The organism is Cohaesibacter haloalkalitolerans (genome assembly GCF_003574655.1).
Taxonomy (GTDB): Bacteria; Pseudomonadota; Alphaproteobacteria; order Rhizobiales; family Cohaesibacteraceae; genus Cohaesibacter; species Cohaesibacter haloalkalitolerans.
In genome coordinates, this window is record NZ_QNUM01000003.1 from 592936 (window position 1) to 608204 (window position 15269).

Consider the following 15269-nt stretch of genomic DNA (forward strand, 5'->3'; position numbering starts at 1 on the left):
TGCCTAGTTTGATTACTCGGGCGCTGCTTACTCTGCAGCGTCCGCAGGCGGCGTATCATTGGGTTCCAGATCGATCAGACGCTGGCTGTCTTCCAGCTCCATGTTCAGACCCAGAGACCGGATTTCCTTCACAAGAACGTTGAAGCTCTCCGGAATACCGGCTTCGAAGGTGTCATCACCCCGAACAATGGCTTCATAGACCTTGGTACGACCGGCAACGTCGTCCGACTTGACGGTGAGCATTTCCTGCAAGGTGTAGGCTGCGCCATAAGCTTCCAGAGCCCAGACCTCCATCTCACCGAAGCGCTGACCACCGAACTGGGCCTTACCACCAAGCGGCTGCTGGGTAACAAGACTGTATGGCCCGATGGAACGACCATGGATCTTCTCGTCGACCAGATGGTGCAGCTTGAGCATATAAATGTACCCAACCGTCACCTTGCGGTCAAACATCTCACCGGTACGACCGTCATAGAGCTTGGACTGACCCGACATGTCGAGACCAGCCTGAACCAGCATATCATTGACGTCAGGCTCGCGAGCCCCGTCGAAGACCGGCGTTGCAATGGAAACACCCTTGCGCAGCTGTTCGGCCATCTTGACGACACTGTCATCGTCATAATCATCGACATCAAGGTTCTTGCCGTTGTCGTGATAGACATCCTTCAGCTCAAGACGCAGCGGTTCAAGATTGCCCGACCGTCTGTATTCATCATACATCTTGCCGATCTTGTGACCCATGCCCGCACAGGCCCACCCCAGGTGGGTTTCAAGGATCTGACCGATGTTCATGCGCGACGGCACGCCCAGCGGGTTCAGAACGATGTCGACATGGGTGCCGTCTTCCAGATATGGCATGTCCTCGATCGGGTTGATCTTGGATACCACACCCTTGTTACCATGACGGCCAGCCATCTTGTCACCCGGCTGAATCTTGCGCTTGATGGCAATGAAGACCTTGGCCATTTTCATGACGCCCGGTGGCAGTTCATCCCCGCGCTGCAGCTTCTCGACCTTGTCGATGAAACGCTGCTCAAGACGCTTGCGGCTTTCGTCATACTGATTGCGCAGAGCTTCGATCTCGCCCATCAGCTTGTCGTCTTCGACGGCAAACAGCCACCACTGGCTGCGCGGATATTCGGCCATTTCCGAGTTGGAAATGGTAGTATCCTTGCGGAAGCCCTTGGGACCGGCCGTCCCGACATTACCGTTCAGCATGTCGGCAAGACGACCATAGACGTTGCGGTCCAGAATGGCCTGCTCGTCATCACGGTCTTTTGCCAGACGCTCGATTTCCTCGCGCTCGATGGACATCGCGCGCTCGTCTTTTTCGATGCCGTGACGGTTGAAGACACGAACTTCAACAACGGTACCAAAGGTTCCCGGAGGCATGCGGAGCGAGGTGTCGCGAACGTCGGAAGCCTTTTCACCGAAGATAGCACGCAGAAGCTTTTCTTCCGGCGTCATCGGGCTTTCGCCCTTCGGCGTGATCTTGCCGACAAGAATGTCGCCCGGCTTCACTTCGGCACCGATGTAGGTGATGCCAGCTTCGTCTAGGTTCTTGAGCGATTCTTCCGACACGTTCGGAATATCGCGCGTGATTTCTTCCGGCCCGAGCTTGGTGTCGCGTGCCATCACTTCGAATTCCTCGAGGTGAATCGAGGTGAAGATATCCTCTTTCACGATACGCTCGGAAAGCAGGATGGAGTCTTCGAAGTTGTAGCCGTTCCATGGCATGAAGGCCACGAGAACGTTGCGGCCCAGCGCCAGATCACCAAGATCCGTGGACGGACCGTCAGCAATGATCTCACCCTTCTGCACCAGATCGCCAACGGCAACCAGCGGGCGCTGGTTGATACAGGTCGACTGGTTCGAACGCTGGAACTTGGCCAGACGGTAGATGTCAACACCTGACTTGCGCGGATCGATGTCTTCGGTTGCCCGGATAACGATACGGGTCGAATCCACCTGATCAACAATACCGGTACGTGTTGCAGCGATGGCAGCACCGGAGTCGCGAGCCACAACCGGCTCCATGCCCGTTCCAACGAACGGAGCCTCGGCGCGGACAAGCGGCACGGCCTGACGCTGCATGTTCGAGCCCATCAGGGCGCGGTTGGCGTCATCGTTCTCAAGGAACGGAATGAGCGCCGCAGCAACGGACACCAGCTGTTTCGGCGAAACGTCCATGAAGTCAACGCGTTCGATCGGAACGTTCATCACTTCGCCGGCGTGGCGGCAGATGGCCGTTTCCTCAACAAAGCTGCCTTCAGCCGTTAGGGCAACGTTGGCCTGTGCGACATAGTGTTTGGCCTCTTCCATGGCAGAAAGATAGACAACATCATTGGTCACACGACCATCGATGACCTTCCGATAAGGTGCTTCGATGAAACCGTACTTGTTGACGCGGGCAAAAGTTGCCAGCGAGTTGATCAGACCGATGTTCGGACCTTCAGGCGTTTCAATCGGACAGATACGACCGTAGTGGGTCGGATGCACGTCACGAACCTCAAAGCCCGCACGCTCGCGGGTCAGACCACCAGGGCCCAACGCAGACAGACGACGCTTGTGCGTAATCTCGGAGAGCGGGTTGTTCTGGTCCATGAACTGGCTGAGCTGCGACGATCCGAAGAACTCGCGAACCGCAGCAGCGGCCGGCTTCGCATTGATCAGATCCTGCGGCATGACCGTGTCGATTTCGATCGAGGACATACGTTCCTTGATCGCACGTTCCATGCGCAGAAGACCGATGCGATACTGGTTTTCCATCAGTTCGCCAACGGAACGCACACGACGGTTGCCAAGGTTATCGATGTCGTCGATTTCGCCCTTGCCATCACGCAGATCAAGCAGGGTACGAATAACTTCTACAATGTCTTCCTTGCGCAGGATGCGCACCGTGTCGGCAACATCGAGGTCCATGCGCATGTTCATCTTCACGCGACCAACCGCAGAAAGATCATAGCGCTCGGCATCGAAGAACAGCGATTCGAACATCGCTTCAGCGGTTTCGATGGTCGGCGGTTCACCAGGACGCATCACACGATAGATGTCGAACAGCGCAGATTCACGGCTGCTGTTCTTGTCGACAGCAAGCGTGTTGCGGATGTACGGACCAACGGTGACGTGGTCGATGTTGAGAACGGAGATTTCCTCGAAAGAGGCATCCTTGAGAACGCCAAGCACCTTCTCGTCGATCTCGTCACCAGCTTCGGCAAAGATCTCGCCCGAGGTGTAGCTCACGGCATCTTCAGCAAGATACTTGCCGTAGAAATCCTCGTCGGTGACCTTGAGATACTTGAGGCCGGTTTCTTCCAGCTTCTTGATCTGGCGAACCGTCAGCTTCTTGCCAGCCTCGAAAACCACTTCGCCGGTTTCGGCGTTGATCAGGTCGGTATCCGGCTTGGATCCTTTGAGAGCGCTCGGATTGAAGGCCACGCGCCAGTCATTGCCGTCGCGCTGATAGGAGATCTTTTCGTAATAGGTATCGAGAATCTCTTCCGTGTCTAGGCCGAGTGCGAACAGCAGGCTGGATACAGGGATCTTGCGACGACGGTCGATACGGGCATACACAACATCCTTCGCATCGAATTCGATATCGAGCCAGGAGCCGCGATAAGGAATGATGCGGGCGGCAAACAGCAGTTTGCCCGAAGAATGGCTCTTGCCCTTGTCATGATCGAAGAACACGCCAGGAGAGCGGTGCATCTGGGAAACGATGACACGCTCGGTACCATTGACGATGAAGGTACCTTTGTCCGTCATGAGCGGCATATCGCCCATGTAGACATCCTGTTCCTTGATATCCTTGACCGACTTGGCGCCGGTATCCTCATCCACCTCGAAGACGATCAGACGCAGGGTCAGCTTCAGCGGAGCGGAATAGGTCATGCCGCGCATACGACACTCTTCAGTGTCATATTTCGGCGCCTCGAATTCGTAACGGACAAATTCCAGCTGCGAGGCGCCGGAAAAATCCGTGATTGGGAACACAGAAGAAAATACCGCTTGGAGACCTTCATCAAGGCGTCCAGAGGCGGGTTCTTCTACTTGCAGGAACTGGTCGTAAGAAGCTTTCTGCACCTCGATGAGGTTTGGCATCTCTGCCACTTCTTTAATATGACCGAAGTATTTTCTTAAACGTTTGCGACCGGAAAACGTCTGAGCCATCGTCGCTCCTCGTCTCGCTCAATGGGCGGTTGACCAAAAAGCCCGTCACAGGATTGTGCAGGCTCTTGAGAAAAACGCCCTAATTAAAGGGCACCTGATTTTCAAAGCAAATTTCGGGGGAATCACTCCCCCGAAATTCTATATAAGGTCTAGACCTTATTTCAATTCGACGGTAGCGCCAGCTTCTTCGAGCTTCTTCTTCAGCTCTTCAGCTTCTGCCTTGTCTACGCCTTCTTTAACCGGCTTCGGAGCACCTTCTACGAGCTCTTTAGCTTCTTTCAGGCCAAGACCGGTGATGCCGCGAACTTCCTTGATGACGTTGATTTTCTTGTCGCCGGCAGAAGCCAGGATCACGTCAAATTCGGTTTTTTCTTCAGCAGCTTCAGCAACAGCAGCGCCAGCTACAGCAGCAACAGCTACAGGAGCAGCAGCAGATACGCCCCATGTTTCTTCGAGCATTTTGGACAGTTCTGCAGCTTCCATAACGGTCAGTGCAGAGAGTTCTTCTACGAGCTTAGCAAGATCAGCCATCGTATTGTTTCCTGTTGGTACGAACCTAAATTACAAATGTTTTTGAGAACGGCCTTATGCCGCTTCGTCCTTCTTGGCATAGGCGCCGAATACACGCGCGAGCTGTCCGCCCGGGGCCTGCAGAACCTGAGCAATTTTCGTTGCAGGTGCCTGAAGCACACCAACGATCTTGCCGCGAAGTTCATCAAGCGACGGCATGGTAGCAAGTACATTCACGCCCGCGGTATCGAGAATAGTGGACCCCATGGCACCACCGAGAATAACGAGCTTGTCGTTTTTCTTGGCAAATTCCGAGGCCACCTTCGGTGCTGCTACCGGATCGCCAGAAGTGGCGATCAGGGTCTGGCCTGTAAACAGGTCAGAAATCGGCTCAGCGTCCGTGCCTTGAAGAGCGAGCTTGACAAGACGGTTCTTGGCAACCTGCACTGATGCACCAGCTTCACGCATTTGAGCGCGAAGAGCTGTCATTTCTGCAACAGTGAGGCCAGCATAGTGAGCAACGACCACAACCTCGGCGCTTTTCAGCGTTTCGTGAAGGGACGTAACAGCAAGTTGCTTTTCCGCTCTATCCAATGCCTTCTCTCCAGTTACCGGCCCATTCCTTGCGGAAAGAAACCGGAGGTTACACTTGACCAGATCCACTTGACTACAAGAGCAAGGAGTCCTGGCACGAAGGGACCTGTCCTCCTCGCCTCAATTGACCAGCAAAATCGGCAAGCATAGGTTCGAACCAAACTGACATTTGAAATGTCAAATCAGTTCCACCCCATCTGTGCAGGCTATTAAGTCCGTCACCGAAACAACAGACCCCTGCAGTCTTGGACAGGTGTCTGACCATAGTCAGACATCCCCCCGACAAGAATCGGGAGGAATCACGTTTGACTTCTAGTCGGTTTACTCGACAGAAGCAAGATCTACAGTCAGCCCAGGCCCCATGGTGGAGGACAGAGACATTTTCTGCATGTAAGTACCTTTGGCACCTGCCGGTTTCGCCTTAGAAACCGCAGAAACAAAGGCTTTGATGTTATCCACAAGGGCAGCTTCATCGAAGCTTACCTTGCCAACACCGCCATGAACGATACCGGCTTTTTCAACACGAAATTCAACAGAACCACCTTTGGAGTCCTTGACAGCCTGAGCAACGTCAGGGGTCACGGTACCAACTTTCGGGTTCGGCATCATTCCGCGTGGGCCGAGAACCTTACCAAGACGACCAACCAGCGGCATCATGTCCGGGGACGCAATGCAGCGGTCGAAATCGATCTTGCCGCCCTGAACGATCTCGACGAGATCTTCAGCACCAACGATATCAGCACCGGCAGCCTTGGCTTCTTCAGCCTTGTCGCCACGTGCAAAAACTGCAACGCGAACGGTTTTACCGGTACCGGCAGGCAGCTGACATACGCCACGAACCATCTGGTCGGCATGACGCGGGTCAACACCCAGGTTGAGAGCAACTTCGACAGTCTCGTCAAATTTCGTAGAAGAGGCTTCCTTGATCAGTTTAACGGCATCTGCAAGAGCATAGGTTGCAGTGGCATCAACTTTTTCGCGCGCAGCGCGGATACGTTTTCCGACTTTAGCCATTGACCGTTACCCCACTACCTCAATACCCATAGAACGGGCGGTGCCTTCAATCTGAAGCATGGCTGCTTCAACGTCGTTGGCGTTCAGGTCTTTCATCTTCACTTCCGCGATTTCACGAACCTGAGCCGAGGTCAGTTTGCCAGCAACATCACGACCTGGAGCCTTGGAGCCGCTCTTCAGACCAGCAGCCTTCTTGATCAGGAAGGATGCAGGAGGAGTCTTCATCTCGAAGGTGAAGGACTTGTCCTGATAAATGGTCAGAACAACCGGAATCGGCTGGCCCTTTTCCATTTCCTGGGTCTTGGCGTTGAACGCCTTGCAGAATTCCATGATGTTGAGGCCGCGCTGACCGAGAGCGGGACCAATCGGAGGAGACGGGTTAGCGGCCCCTGCCGGCACCTGAAGCTTCAGGTAGCCCATAATTTTCTTTGCCATTTTCTTTCCCTAACGCCCCGAAGGGCTCTGTTAGACATACGAAAGTCGCGCGGTCAGATCGTCCCGTTTGCCTGGCTAGCAAACCGATCTCCCGCACGAATGAAGGCATCCATACCAAGTACGAAATGCCAAATAGGCAACAGCGCTCCCCTTCCCTTCAATCGAAAAGAAGGAGATCGTTGCAGCCGAAATCAGAGTTTATCAACCTGATTATAATCAAGCTCGACCGGAGTCGCGCGTCCAAAGATGGACACGGTCACTTTCAGACGTGCACGTTCTTCGTCCACCTCTTCCACAAGCCCGTTGAAGGAAGCAAACGGCCCATCGGAAACCCGAACCTGTTCGCCAACCTCGAATGTAACAGTCGGCAGCGGCTTCTGGACACCATCCTCAACCTGCGACATCAAACGCTCGGCCTCGGCGTTGGAAATCGGCATCGGCTTGTTGTCGGAACCAAGAAAACCGGTAACCTTAGGCGTATTCTTGATCAGGTGATAGGCATCATCCGTCATCGCCATCTTCACCAGAACATAGCCCGGGAAAAACTTGCGTTCAGATTCGACCTTGCGCCCGCGCCGCACTTCGACAAATTTCTCGGTCGGCACCAGAATTTCATCAAACAGGTCACTCAGCCCGGTCTGCACGGCCTTCTGGCGAATGTCCTCTGCCACCTTCTTTTCAAAGTTCGAATAGGCGTGAACGATATACCACCGTTTTGGTTTCGTCGTCATATTATCCTATCCTCCCAGATTGATGATGTAGCTCACGCCGAGACTCATGATCTGGTCGGCAAGCAGGAAGAATGTCGAAGCCAGCACCACCATCACAAACACCATCAGAGTCGTAATTGCCGTTTCCTTCCGGGTCGGCCAGGTAATTTTGGCTGCCTCGGACCGGACTTGCTGCAAAAAGGTAAAAGGGTTTGTTTTGGCCATCAATCCGCTCACATATAATAACGCGCGGAACAGGTTCCGCGCGTTCGGAGATTTTCACCATATATATTATCTTCTGCACAAAGATCAAGCACGAATTGGCAGGGGCGGAGGGACTCGAACCCCCGACCCTCGGTTTTGGAGACCGATGCTCTACCAGCTGAGCTACACCCCTAAATCCGTGACACCTAGTGAAAACCAAGTTGGTGTCTACCTATTGACTTTCTCCATTCACTGCAAGGGAAAAGAAAAGAATATGACAAAAAATCAACAAGTCGCTGCCGGTTCGGCAAAACTGTACACATGCGGCCGAACCGTAAATGGGTCGTTTTTGCACTTTCCGCCGCCGGGTTGAGGTCAAATAGTCTAGAATCCCGCCGTTTATTCACTTGCTACATCCATCGCTCTGGCCTTTCGCATCACTTTGGTAAATGGTTGCAACCACGCGGACCATTGCTGTTTCACAGAGGGCAATGTCTACACATCAACATCTTCGACTCATCAATACGAGCGCCCAATGAGAATCGCCGCCGTTTCAAAAAGCATTCCCTCAAAGAGGGTCAGCAACTCCGATATCATTGACCGACTGGACGCCCTGAACCCGGAAACAGATCCGGCCCTGAAGTCCAACTATCTGCAAGCCGTAGACAAATTGCTGGCATATTCCGGAGCCCGAAATCGATACATTCGCGACCAGGAAGCCGGAGAAACAGCCAGAGAACACATTGTAAACGCCATGAAGGCAGCTCTTGATGAGGCCGATCTGGCGCCGGAATCAATCGATCTACTCATCTATTGCGGCGTCGGGCGAGGTTTTCTTGAGCCAGCCAATGCCTATTTTTTTGCCGCGGCCTGCAAGATGACCAACGCCAGTTGCTTCGATGTAACAGACGCCTGCATGAGTTGGGTCCGCGCCCTGAACATAGCCCATGACATGCAGAAACAGGGCAGCCATCGCCACATCATGGTGATCAATGGCGAATTTCATGTCGGCATTCACGACAACTGGCAGATCCAGAGCATGGACGCTCTGAATTTCTCCTTTCCGATGTATACCATCGGAGAAGCTGCAACCGCGACCATCCTGTCTCCGTCCAGGCAGAAGTGGTGCTTCACCTTCCGCTCGCGTAGCGAGCTCGCCGATCTTTGCACCATCCCCCTGCCCGGTCACGAAAGCTACGCTCCCGACACCGCGCGCATCGGCCTTAACGGTCCGATGAAATTCGTGTCCTGGGGCAAGCAGCTGTTGGCGGAAGGCAACCAGAACCTGAGCGCACTGATCGAAACCATTCCGGACATCTCGGAAACGACGGATCTGTTTTTCCCGCACGCCCCTTCAGAGCGCATCTATCGGGACGCATGCAAAAAGATGGGACTGCCGCCAGAAAAGATCTACCTGTCCGTCTATGGCACCTATGGCAATGTCGTTTCGGCTTCAATACCCGTCGGCCTGTCTTGCGCACGGCAGGAAGGACACCTCAAACGTGGCGACAGGATCACCCTTGTACCTGCAAGCGCAGGCCTTGTCGCCTCTGTGGTACAAACCACCTTCTAGCCGCCGCTCAAGCCATTGCCGGGGCGGGCCATTGCACGGCTCAAAACAAAAGCCCCGGCCAGTTGATGACCGGGGCTTCTGAAACTTCAGATCGCTCGAGTGGATTACTCGATGATTGAGCCGACGATACCAGCGCCAACGGTACGACCACCTTCGCGGATAGCGAAGCGCAGTTTTTCTTCCATGGCGATCGGAACGATCAGCTGAACATTCATGTTGACGTTATCGCCTGGCATCACCATTTCAACGCCCTCGTCAAGGGTAACAACACCCGTAACGTCGGTCGTGCGGAAATAGAACTGAGGACGATAGTTGGTGAAGAACGGGGTATGACGACCACCTTCTTCTTTCGTCAGAATGTAGGCTTCTGCCTTGAACTTCGTGTGCGGGGTAACAGAACCCGGCTTGCAAAGAACCTGACCACGCTCAACGTCTTCACGCTTGGTACCGCGCAGAAGAACACCAACGTTGTCGCCTGCCTGGCCGCTATCGAGCAGCTTGCGGAACATTTCAACACCGGTGCAGGTGGTTTTCTGGGTTGGCTTGATACCGACGATCTCGATTTCTTCGCCTACCTTGATGATACCACGTTCTACACGACCGGTAACAACCGTACCACGACCAGAGATCGAGAAAACGTCTTCAATCGGCAGCAGGAACGGAAGGTCAACCGGACGATCCGGGGTCGGGATGTAGTCATCAACTGCATCCATCAGGGCGCGGATGGAATCACGGCCGATTTCCGGATCGCGGTTTTCAACGGCTGCAAGAGCAGAACCCTTGACGATCGGAATTTCGTCGCCTGGGAACTCGTAGGAGTCCAGAAGTTCGCGAACTTCCATTTCAACCAGCTCAAGCAGTTCTTCGTCGTCTACCTGGTCAACCTTGTTCAGGTAGACAACCAGTGCAGGAACGCCAACCTGGCGAGCCAGAAGAATGTGTTCGCGGGTCTGTGGCATCGGGCCATCGGCTGCAGAGCAAACCAGAATTGCGCCGTCCATCTGTGCCGCGCCGGTGATCATGTTCTTCACATAGTCGGCGTGGCCAGGGCAGTCAACGTGAGCGTAGTGACGTTTTGCTGTCTCATACTCAACGTGAGCCGTGGAGATCGTGATACCGCGGGCCTTTTCTTCAGGCGCACCGTCAATCTCGTCATAAGCCTTAGCGGTTGCACCACCAACTTCCGCAAGGGTCATGGTGATGGCTGCTGTCAACGTGGTTTTGCCATGGTCAACGTGACCAATCGTGCCGATGTTACAATGCGGCTTTGTACGTTCAAACTTTTCCTTAGCCATAGAAACAGCTCTCGTCGTCTAGCCAATCGTCGTTGGCTCACTTCAGCGCAAAAAGGCCGCAACCCTTTATCCAAGAGGCCGCAAACCCGGTTCAATACAAAAGGACCGCACTCCTTGAGGAATTCGGATCATCTGTTCGGATGTAAACTGTCAATGATGGAGCGGGTGAAGGGAATCGAACCCTCGTCATCAGCTTGGAAGGCTGTTGCTCTACCATTGAGCTACACCCGCGCGAGACATCAAAGCGAAGATGGTGGAGGAGGCTGGATTCGAACCAGCGTACGCTAAGCGAACGGATTTACAGTCCGTCTCCTTTAACCACTCGGACACTCCTCCAAGCTTCGCCTTCCTGTCCCTGCGAACAGGATGGTCTCGAATTGCCCGCCAAGTCGCGGTCAGTTCGTGAGCGGCTTTATGCAAAACCACATGAGCGAAGTCAACATGGATTTTATCATTTTTGTGGGTATCGCAAAAATCCTGCCGCAGACTGGGGATATTTGCGGCAATTGCTTCACTCTTCAACGGTGGAGAAGTCGGGCATCCCGTACGCGCTTCAATAAACAGCCATGATTTTCCCTGCCAATTTCAACTTTGTGACAGACTCACGCTTGGCGAGGCGGCTATACTCCGGCACCAAGATCAAACCAGCACCCTTCGCCGCCCACCAGCCCAGATCAAACGATGAAACGCGAGGCGATTCATGAGTACCGACCCCAAGACGATCGAACTGCTGATGGACCGGTTGGTCGGCGCAGGCGATATCCGCAGCCGCAAGATGTTTGGTGAATATGGCATCTATTGCGACGGCGTCTTTATCGGCGTTGTCTGTGACGACAACTTTCATCTCAAACCGACCAGACAAACGCTGGAAATGGCACCGGAGCTTGAGCTTGCACCGGCCTATTCCGGAGCCAAGCCGAGCCTCGTCATTCCGCCGGAACGTTGGGATGACGAAGACTGGCTCCATGCGCTCATCACCGCGACAACCGCCGCGCTTGCAAAAGCCAAATAGCCTTTGCCCCATAGCAATCGCATGTCATCGCGCACCGACAGAAGTTGTTCTCAGTCGCGCGATTGCGCTTGCCCTCCGGCCGCCTTTGCCTCTAAATCGAGTCATGACAAAAAACCGTTCTCAAAAGCAGAAGAAAGCCCGTCAGGCCGCACCGGCCGAACAGGGTTCTCGCAGTGGCCGCAAACCTCAGGACGACATCGTGCGCATTTTCGGCATCCATGCCGTTGCCAGCGCAGTTGCCAACCCGCGCCGCGACCTCATTCGCCTCCATGCCACGGCCAACGCGCAAGCAAGGCTTGTCGATGAAATCCGCAAGATCGGCGGCGACCCGGCGCGCCTCGACGGTTTGGTCGAAACGGCATCGCCCAAGGACATCGATGCCCTTGCCCGCGACGCCGTCCATCAGGGCGCCCTGCTGGTGACGCGCAATCTGCCGGCACTCGACATTTCCGACATTTATGATAGCAAGCTGGTGGTCATTCTGGATCAGGTCACGGATCCGCATAATGTCGGCGCCATCATTCGCTCGTCTGTTGCACTCGGAGCCGAAGCCCTGATCATGACCGGTCGGCACAGCCCCGAGGAAAGCGGCATTCTGGCCAAGACAGCATCCGGCGGCCTTGATCTCATCTCCATGGTCTCGGTGCCTAATCTCGCCCGTGCCCTTGATGATCTGGCGGACAATGGCTTTGACGTACTCGGCTTTGATTCCGAAGAGAGCGAGCCGTTCGAAACCATCATCGCCAAACAGGACGCAAGCCGCCCGCTGGCGCTGGTCTTCGGCTCCGAAGGCAAGGGCATGCGCCGCCTGACGCGAGAAAAATGCACAGCCCTCGCCCGGCTAGACATGCCCGGCCCGATCAAGAGCCTCAATGTCTCCAACGCAGTGGCAATGACCCTCTACGCCGTCAAGCTGATGCGCGACGGGCTTTTGAAATAGAGCTCACACAGCCTCAAAAGCAATCGCCGCAAGAGAATGGCCATAGCAATAAAGCCCCGAACGGGGCTTTATTCATTTCTTCCATCGCCAAAGATCACTGGCAGCGCCCAACCGCTAACGCGTCGGCAAGCCGATAACCGGCGTGTAGCCATCATAGTGGATTCGCTTGACGCGATAAGGAATCGGCGCGTGATAGGGATCGACCTGAACCTCGATCCGCTCAGGATAGACATAGGCTCCAAGCGCAGGATCATACGTGGCCTCGAGATAGACCTTGCCGTCAACATCCGGGACAGCAGCCACAACAGGCGCTTGGCTCTCATAATCCGGACCGGCTTCATAGCCACCATAACCGGGATTGGCCTCCGCCAGAGAGGCCGTCATGATCAGAGCCAGAACGGCCGCCGCCTGTGTCGCCAACAATCCTACCGATGTCTTCATAATAAACTCCCCTGATAGTTACAGCCTGATTGGAACGGTATGTGAAAATGCCTGTTTCGCAATTGCTTACCTTAGCATTTCGTTAACACTTCATGAAGATTCAATAAGTAACTTTACTTATTTCAATCAACCTCTCAGAAATTTGACCCCTTCCCCGCTTTGCTCATGAGTCCGCCCAAAAAAAGAAGCCCCCCCAAGAAGGTGGCTTGACCTTCTGGCTCATTGCCAGCAAATTTGAGTAGGCATTGCCCATAGGAAAGACAGACAAGATCAACAGGCATATCATCAACACCATCAACGGGAGATGGAATGAAAAACCTTTTGTTCTCTCTAGCCCTCATCATTGCATCAACCGCCACCCCGGCTCTGGCCTCCGACCCCGTTTTCGGCGAATGGAAAACGGAAGGCAGCAATATGAAAGAATATGCCGGTCACTATCTCCATGTCCGCTTCGATGCGTGCGGCGACAAGGTCTGCGGCACCATCACCAGAGTCGTCGGCATCAATGCTGATATTGTCGGCAAACCGATCATCTGGGACATGCAACCGCGCAGCAATGGCCACTATAACGGCGGAACGATCTGGGCGCCCGATCGGGGCGGCACCTATTTCTCCAAGATGAAGCTCACGGGGAACAGGCTGAAGGTCAGCGGCTGTATCGCCGGGGGCCTGTTGTGCGAAAGCCAGACTTGGCGTCGCCCATAAAAGATGCTTTTCCCAAGTCTATACAAAGGCTGACAAAAATCGAACAGGCAGCCACAGAACCAGCAGAGGGCCATCTGCGCATAAAAAAAGGGACCGCCCATGACGATCCCTCTCCGAACTGGATGAACAGTCCTTAAAATCAGGCCAGCACGCAGCTCTCCCAGGATGACATCATCCCCCAAAGAAAGCGCGGGAACTGGCGGCGGCTGAACCACCCCCGCCAATGGCCTCTACAGCCGATTAGCCAGCGTTGCCAATGAGCGCATTGTCATCGGCAGGAATGCCAAGCTTCAGGTTTGGCTTGCCCTGAGAAATCGGAGCCTGTGCACCGGCTTTCTGATTATTGACAACGTAGTCGACAATGAATGTGCTGTCGTCGTCAGAGGAGGTACCCAGAGCAACCTTGGAAACTTCCGGCTTTGCGGTGCTTACAGGGGCGTTTGCACCGGCTTTCTGGGAATCCAGAACGTAGTCGACAATGTACAGGCCGCTTTCGTCAGCGGAGCGGATCTTCGTCTGAGAGAAGTCTGCGCCAGCGTAGGCTGCGGAAAGAGGAGCTGCGACAGAAAGACTTGCAACAACTGCTGCGAATACTGCTGATTTGATATAACCGTTTTTCATTTTCTTTTTCCGTTTCTTTATTTGAAATGCTCTGTTCAAAGATATTCGGCATTTCTTCTGTTGGGCTTGCTGTTTTTACCAAGCCATCGTTTTGACCTCCCTCATTTGGGGATATGAATATTTCGTTTCAAGCACATTAACTATTTGTAATGCGAATAATTTATTTTCCCTAAGATCTTGAAATGCCATGTCTTGGCACTTAGCGACTGCTTTGCAAACAATTTTCAAATGGAAGCTTTTGAACGCTGAAAACCGCCAAGTATTCATGACAAAAAACCGCAGAATTCCGCGCTTCGAGACAATAATTAAATTTAAGCAAAGGGAAACAAAAGACCCGACAAATTAGACCATTTTGTAAGGCAACAACACCCCATCATCCACTTCAGATCAGACAAAAATGGCCACAAAGATCCGCTAAAAAAAATTTGATTTTTTTCATTCCCGAAATTGAAAGGGCAAAATCGACCTCCTCCGAGACACGGGGAGAGCCTCCCGGATGACTATTGGACCTGAAAAGATGGATCAGATCCCAAAGCACCGCCATTCAGCACCCAGAGCATTCCTCATTCATGGCTCAATAAGTCAGGCACCATGACGGGTTCAGCAAAGACCGCTCTCTCTTGTGTGTCTCACCGGGAAAAACCAATGTGGAAAATGCGATTGGGCTTTACATCAACAAGGGAGTCATGGTAGCAGCCTTCATCCAATAAGTTGAAGAGAAATCCAGCAAGTTTGGTTCTGCTGCCCAGGCCTGTTCTGGCAAGAAAACAAGCCTGAAGTCACCGACACACCAAAGCAATCGTTGGCAGACATCTTTTCAACACAGCGCCGGTATAGCTCAGTTGGTAGAGCACCTGATTTGTAATCAGGGGGTCGCGGGTTCGAATCCTGCTGCCGGCACCATTCACCTCAAAAGCAACGAGTAGATCCGCAAACTGACCGCTCATTTATATGTGTGGCTGTGGCGCGCCTTTTCACTCTGCACAAGTCGACACTTTTCTTTGCACAAGTCGCCTCTTCAATCGGCCACTCATCTCGCGCCTTA

At 53.7% G+C, this 15269-nt stretch carries 14 protein-coding genes and 4 tRNA genes; 5 read left to right on the forward strand and 13 right to left on the reverse strand.

The window, feature by feature from the left end:
- Window positions 1-27 precede the first annotated feature (27 nt).
- From rpoB to DSL70_RS10300, 8 genes are all read right to left on the reverse strand, one after another.
- Window positions 28-4170 carry a DNA-directed RNA polymerase subunit beta gene (rpoB, locus tag DSL70_RS10265; protein WP_119307792.1) on the reverse strand — a complete coding sequence of 1381 codons (4143 nt, stop codon included), beginning with the start codon at window positions 4168-4170 and terminating at the stop codon, window positions 28-30.
- Between the two features lie 156 nt (window positions 4171-4326).
- Window positions 4327-4701 carry a 50S ribosomal protein L7/L12 gene (gene rplL / locus DSL70_RS10270; RefSeq protein ID WP_119307793.1) on the reverse strand — a complete coding sequence of 125 codons (375 nt, stop codon included), beginning with the start codon at window positions 4699-4701 and terminating at the stop codon, window positions 4327-4329.
- Window positions 4702-4755: 54 nt separating this feature from the next.
- Window positions 4756-5274 (reverse strand): 50S ribosomal protein L10, encoded by a 519-nt coding sequence (gene rplJ / locus DSL70_RS10275; RefSeq protein ID WP_119307794.1) that lies wholly within the window; start codon window positions 5272-5274, stop codon window positions 4756-4758.
- A gap of 321 nt (window positions 5275-5595) precedes the next feature.
- Window positions 5596-6288 carry a 50S ribosomal protein L1 gene (gene rplA / locus DSL70_RS10280; protein ID WP_119307795.1) on the reverse strand — a complete coding sequence of 231 codons (693 nt, stop codon included), beginning with the start codon at window positions 6286-6288 and terminating at the stop codon, window positions 5596-5598.
- Between the two features lie 6 nt (window positions 6289-6294).
- Window positions 6295-6723 carry a 50S ribosomal protein L11 gene (gene rplK, locus DSL70_RS10285; protein ID WP_119307796.1) on the reverse strand — a complete coding sequence of 143 codons (429 nt, stop codon included), beginning with the start codon at window positions 6721-6723 and terminating at the stop codon, window positions 6295-6297.
- 191 nt (window positions 6724-6914) lie between these two features.
- Window positions 6915-7454, reverse strand: a complete 540-nt coding sequence (gene nusG, locus DSL70_RS10290; RefSeq protein ID WP_119307797.1) for a transcription termination/antitermination protein NusG — start codon at window positions 7452-7454, stop codon at window positions 6915-6917.
- A gap of 6 nt (window positions 7455-7460) precedes the next feature.
- Window positions 7461-7658, reverse strand: coding sequence for a preprotein translocase subunit SecE (gene secE / locus DSL70_RS10295; protein ID WP_090075712.1), 198 nt, complete (start codon window positions 7656-7658; stop codon window positions 7461-7463).
- A gap of 96 nt (window positions 7659-7754) precedes the next feature.
- Window positions 7755-7830: transfer RNA gene (locus DSL70_RS10300), tRNA-Trp, on the reverse strand.
- Between the two features lie 342 nt (window positions 7831-8172).
- Here DSL70_RS10300 and DSL70_RS10305 point away from each other — a divergent pair.
- Window positions 8173-9210: a 3-oxoacyl-[acyl-carrier-protein] synthase III C-terminal domain-containing protein gene (locus DSL70_RS10305; RefSeq protein ID WP_119307798.1), complete on the forward strand. Its 1038-nt coding sequence runs from the start codon at window positions 8173-8175 to the stop codon at window positions 9208-9210.
- 104 nt (window positions 9211-9314) lie between these two features.
- Here DSL70_RS10305 and tuf read toward each other — a convergent pair whose 3' ends face one another.
- From tuf to DSL70_RS10320, 3 genes are all read right to left on the reverse strand, one after another.
- Complete coding sequence (tuf, locus tag DSL70_RS10310; RefSeq protein ID WP_119307788.1) at window positions 9315-10505, reverse strand: elongation factor Tu; 1191 nt, start codon at window positions 10503-10505, stop codon at window positions 9315-9317.
- Window positions 10506-10662: 157 nt separating this feature from the next.
- Window positions 10663-10736: transfer RNA gene (locus tag DSL70_RS10315), tRNA-Gly, on the reverse strand.
- Window positions 10737-10756: 20 nt separating this feature from the next.
- A tRNA-Tyr gene (locus DSL70_RS10320) sits at window positions 10757-10841 on the reverse strand.
- Between the two features lie 364 nt (window positions 10842-11205).
- On the opposite strand from DSL70_RS10320, the gene DSL70_RS10325 reads away from it, so the two are divergent.
- Both DSL70_RS10325 and DSL70_RS10330 read left to right on the forward strand, forming a co-directional pair.
- Complete coding sequence (locus DSL70_RS10325) at window positions 11206-11517, forward strand: TfoX/Sxy family protein (RefSeq protein WP_119307799.1); 312 nt, start codon at window positions 11206-11208, stop codon at window positions 11515-11517.
- A gap of 103 nt (window positions 11518-11620) precedes the next feature.
- On the forward strand, window positions 11621-12457 hold the full coding sequence (locus DSL70_RS10330) for a TrmH family RNA methyltransferase (protein WP_119307800.1): 837 nt from the start codon (window positions 11621-11623) through the stop codon (window positions 12455-12457).
- Window positions 12458-12571: 114 nt separating this feature from the next.
- Here the strand turns inward: DSL70_RS10330 and DSL70_RS10335 are convergent, their stop codons facing one another.
- The gene (locus DSL70_RS10335) at window positions 12572-12898 is read right to left on the reverse strand and encodes a hypothetical protein (RefSeq protein WP_162916551.1); all 327 of its coding nucleotides are present in this window, start codon (window positions 12896-12898) and stop codon (window positions 12572-12574) included.
- A gap of 309 nt (window positions 12899-13207) precedes the next feature.
- Between DSL70_RS10335 and DSL70_RS10340 the strand changes: the two genes are divergently transcribed.
- Complete coding sequence (locus tag DSL70_RS10340) at window positions 13208-13603, forward strand: DUF2147 domain-containing protein (RefSeq protein WP_119307802.1); 396 nt, start codon at window positions 13208-13210, stop codon at window positions 13601-13603.
- Between the two features lie 240 nt (window positions 13604-13843).
- Here the strand turns inward: DSL70_RS10340 and DSL70_RS10345 are convergent, their stop codons facing one another.
- Window positions 13844-14224 carry a hypothetical protein gene (locus DSL70_RS10345; protein ID WP_119307803.1) on the reverse strand — a complete coding sequence of 127 codons (381 nt, stop codon included), beginning with the start codon at window positions 14222-14224 and terminating at the stop codon, window positions 13844-13846.
- Window positions 14225-15051: 827 nt separating this feature from the next.
- Between DSL70_RS10345 and DSL70_RS10350 the strand changes: the two genes are divergently transcribed.
- Window positions 15052-15127: transfer RNA gene (locus DSL70_RS10350), tRNA-Thr, on the forward strand.
- The last annotated feature ends 142 nt before the right edge of the window (window positions 15128-15269 follow it).